Origin of the sequence: Corallococcus praedator (assembly GCF_003612125.1) — a bacterium.
Taxonomy (GTDB): Bacteria; Myxococcota; Myxococcia; order Myxococcales; family Myxococcaceae; genus Corallococcus; species Corallococcus praedator.
In genome coordinates this window covers 1-3,310 of record NZ_RAWI01000632.1, presented here as the reverse complement: position 1 = coordinate 3,310, position 3,310 = coordinate 1, and the positions used below count along the sequence as shown (strand labels likewise).

General features: G+C 71.9%; 4 protein-coding genes. 2 read left to right on the top strand and 2 right to left on the bottom strand.

Features of this window, described 5'->3' with window-relative positions:
* Nucleotides 1–31: 31 nt before the first annotated feature.
* On the bottom strand, nucleotides 32–805 hold the full coding sequence (locus D7Y13_RS40100; RefSeq protein ID WP_120538285.1) for a rhomboid family intramembrane serine protease: 774 nt from the start codon (nucleotides 803–805) through the stop codon (nucleotides 32–34).
* A gap of 221 nt (nucleotides 806–1,026) precedes the next feature.
* On the opposite strand from D7Y13_RS40100, the gene D7Y13_RS40095 reads away from it, so the two are divergent.
* Entirely contained in the window at nucleotides 1,027–1,551 is a 525-nt protein-coding gene (locus D7Y13_RS40095; RefSeq protein WP_120538286.1) for a hypothetical protein, read from the top strand.
* Between the two features lie 39 nt (nucleotides 1,552–1,590).
* Here the strand turns inward: D7Y13_RS40095 and rnz are convergent, their stop codons facing one another.
* A complete protein-coding gene (rnz, locus tag D7Y13_RS40090; protein WP_120585590.1) occupies nucleotides 1,591–2,514 on the bottom strand; it encodes a ribonuclease Z in 924 nt (307 codons plus the stop codon).
* 122 nt (nucleotides 2,515–2,636) lie between these two features.
* Here rnz and D7Y13_RS40085 point away from each other — a divergent pair.
* Nucleotides 2,637–3,310, top strand: a 674-nt coding sequence (locus tag D7Y13_RS40085; protein ID WP_120631006.1) for a DUF2293 domain-containing protein, incomplete at its 3' end; no start/stop codon positions are given.

The window sequence follows — 3,310 nt, the reverse complement described above, 5'->3', positions numbered from 1 at the left end:
CCACCGGGCGCCCGCCTCCCCGCCCGCATGCTCACGGGTGGTTGGGGTGCATCCGGTGCCGCCACAGCGTGCGCTGCGACGTGTAGCGCGGGTTCGCGAACAGCTTGATGAGCAGCATGCCCGCCACGAAGCCGCCGATGTGCGCCCACACCGCCACGCCGCCGGACACCTCCGGCCGCAGCGTCATGAGCTGCGGCAGGCCGGTGATGAGCTGGAGCACGAACCACCACAGCAGCACGCCCCAGGCCGGGATGGGGATGACGCGGATGAAGATGAAGAGGATGAACAGCATGTTCACGCGCACGCGTGGGTAGAGCACCAGGTACGCGCCCAGCACGCCCGCGATGGCCCCCGACGCGCCCACCGTGGGCACCGGCGACGTGGGGTCCACCGCCACGTGCGCCGCGGCCGCCACCAGCCCGCACAGGAGGTAGAACACCAGGAAGCGAAAGCGCCCCATGCTGTCTTCAATGTTGTTGCCGAAGACCCAGAAGAACAGCACGTTGCCCAGCAGGTGCCCCCAGCTTCCGTGCAGGAACATGGAGGTGAGCGGCGTCACGCGGTTGATGGCGTCCGCGTCCACCACGCAGGCGTACCCGTCGCCCAGCGGCACCGCCTGTCCCAGCGGTGCCTGGCCGGTGAGCTCCCCCGGCACCAGGCCCAGGTCGCAGATGCTGCTGGCCAGCGCCCCGACGTTGAAGCCCGCGCCCTGGAAGAACACCCAGACGAGCCCCAGGGTCCCCAGGAGCAGGTAGGTCATCACCGGGGTGCGCAGGGTCGGGTTGTCGTCGCTGATGGGAATCATGGCGGGCGGCGAGCATGGCCCACCGTCCGTCCGGCGGGCGGATGGCCTGGGGCGGATGTGCGACGCCGGACGCATGGCGCCAACGCGCTCCGAAAGGGCCGCGGTGGGCCAAACGATGGTTGCCGCCTGGATGGCATTTCATCCCACACCGGCAGCCACTTGGCGGGGGGCCCGCACCGAGCGATGTTCCGGAGCCGTCTTCATTCCCTGGAGTCCGGAGCATGAACCCCTTGAAGTCGTCGACCCGTTCCGCCGCGCTGCTCGTGGTGTCCGCCCTCGCCCTGGCTTTCACCGGTTGCGCCGCGCGCCGTCAGCAGGCGTACCTGGAGGACAAGGCCCAGGGACATGTCTACCGCAAGCCCATCGCGGAGGTGTGGCCGGAGGCGCTCGCCCTCGTGAAGGACAAGGGCTTCTCCGTGATGAAGGGCAAGGAGGGCTTCGAGGCGCAGACGGAGTGGCTCCAGACGAGCGCCGCCTCCTCGCTGGGCACCTCCTTCGCGCGCTACCTGGTGCGCGGCTATGAGCGCGGCCCCGGCCAGAGCGCCATCGAGTACCGGCGCCAGGAGCGCACCGAGTCCCGCGCCGCCGACAACACCGACGGCCGCCCCACGACGCCGAGCGAGACCGTCACCGGCCCCAACAACTCCCAGATGACGCGCGACACGCAGCTGGAGTGGGAGCTGCTGCAGAAGGTGGATCCGGACGCCGCCGCCGCCCTGCAGGCCGAGGCGAAGAAGATCGAGTAGCCCCTCGCCGGGTGGGAGCCCCGCTCGCGCGACGGTGCCTCAGTCGCGCAGCGGCAGCTCCACGGTGAGCCCGTCGAAGGCCACCTCCACCGGCCCCTTGAATGCCTCGCGCGCCTGCGCGAGCAGCTTGCCAGGGTCGGTGTCGTGGCGGCTGGACAGGTGGGTGAGGATGAGCCGCTTCGCGCCCGCGGACTGCGCCACCTGCCCCGCCTCCCGCGCCGTGGAGTGGCGCGTCTCCTGCGCGCGCTCCTGCTCGTCGTCGGAGAAGGTGGACTCGTGCACCAGCAGGTCCGCGTCCTTCGACGCCTGCACCAGCGCGGGGCACGGCCGCGTGTCCCCGGAGATGACCAGCCGCCGTCCGGCGCGCGCCTCGCCCAGCACGTCCTCCGGCTTCACCACGCGCCCGTCCTCCAGCGTCACCGCTTCGCCCTTCTGCAGCTTCCCGAAGGCCGGCCCCTCCGGCACGCCCAGCTCGCGCGCCTTCTCCAGGTGGAACTTCCCCGGCCGGTCGTCCTCCGCCAGCACGTAGCCCAGCGCGTGGATGCGGTGGTCCACGCCCACCGCGTGCACCGCGTAGCCGCCCCGGCGCACCACGTCCCCATCCTTCAGTTCGTGGATCTCCACCGGGAAGGCCGTGGACTCCAGCCCCAGGTGCACGGCCTGGTGCAGCAGCCGGCGCGCTGGCGCGGGGCCGTACAGGTGCATGGGCGAGGTGCGGCCCATCATCCCCAGCGTGCGCAGGAAGCCGATGATCCCCAGGTAGTGGTCGGCGTGGAAGTGCGTGAAGAAGGCCGCGTCCACGGTGAAGCCCGTGCCGAAGCGGACCATCTGCCGCTGGCTGCCCTCGCCGCAGTCGAACAGGAGCAGGTCCGCGTCCGCCTTCACCGCGAGGCCGGACAGCCCGCGATGCAGCGTGGGCTGCGCGGCGGAGGTGCCGAGGAACGTGAGCCTGAGAAGGGACATGCCAGCGCTTCCCACGAAGAGTGAGGCCTCCGCGCACGCGCCCCGTCACTCCGGCGCGCACCCGGGGGCATTTACCAGGGTGTGAAGGGTCGTGCTATGCAGCCGGCCCCCGAAAGCCACCCATGCCTGATTCCTTGACGGTAGGCCCCACGGCCGACCCCCGCCGCGTGCGTGCCCAGGACGGCCGCCTCCTCTCCGTCCCCGAGGGCTGGGCCCTCCTTCCCCCCGGCGACGCCGGCCTCACCCGCCGCGTGAAGGCCGCCGGTCCCACCTGGACCGTCGTGGAGAAGGTGGGCCGCAAGCTCTTCTCCCGGGGCGTCTGGGCGCCGGAGGCCCACATCGTCCACGCCCGCGCCGTGCTCGACGCGGAGCGCGCCACCCCTGAATACGCGAAGAAGCTGGCCCAGGGCCGCGACCGCCGCGCGCGCGAGCAGGAGGTCTACGAGGTCGACTTCGCCAACGCCGTGCTGCGCTTCCTCGCCTTCAGCCCCGCGTGGCTCCCCCACGCCAAGCGCATGGCCGTCCTCGTCGCCGGGCACGCCACCCCCGTGGGCAGCGGCACCGTGGCCCGCACGGAGCGCATCCCCATCGAGCGCCGCGCGGAGGCCGCCGTCATCGCCTGGATGCGCCACCAGACGACCAGCTACGACGACATGCGCATCCAGCGCGTGAAGGGCGCCCGCCGCGAGGTGCGCCGCGAGCTGGCGGACATCTCCCGCGCCGTCCTGGACCTGCACCGCCGGGACGCCCCCCACCTGTCTCCTATACACATCTCCGAGCCCACGAGACCGGAGCC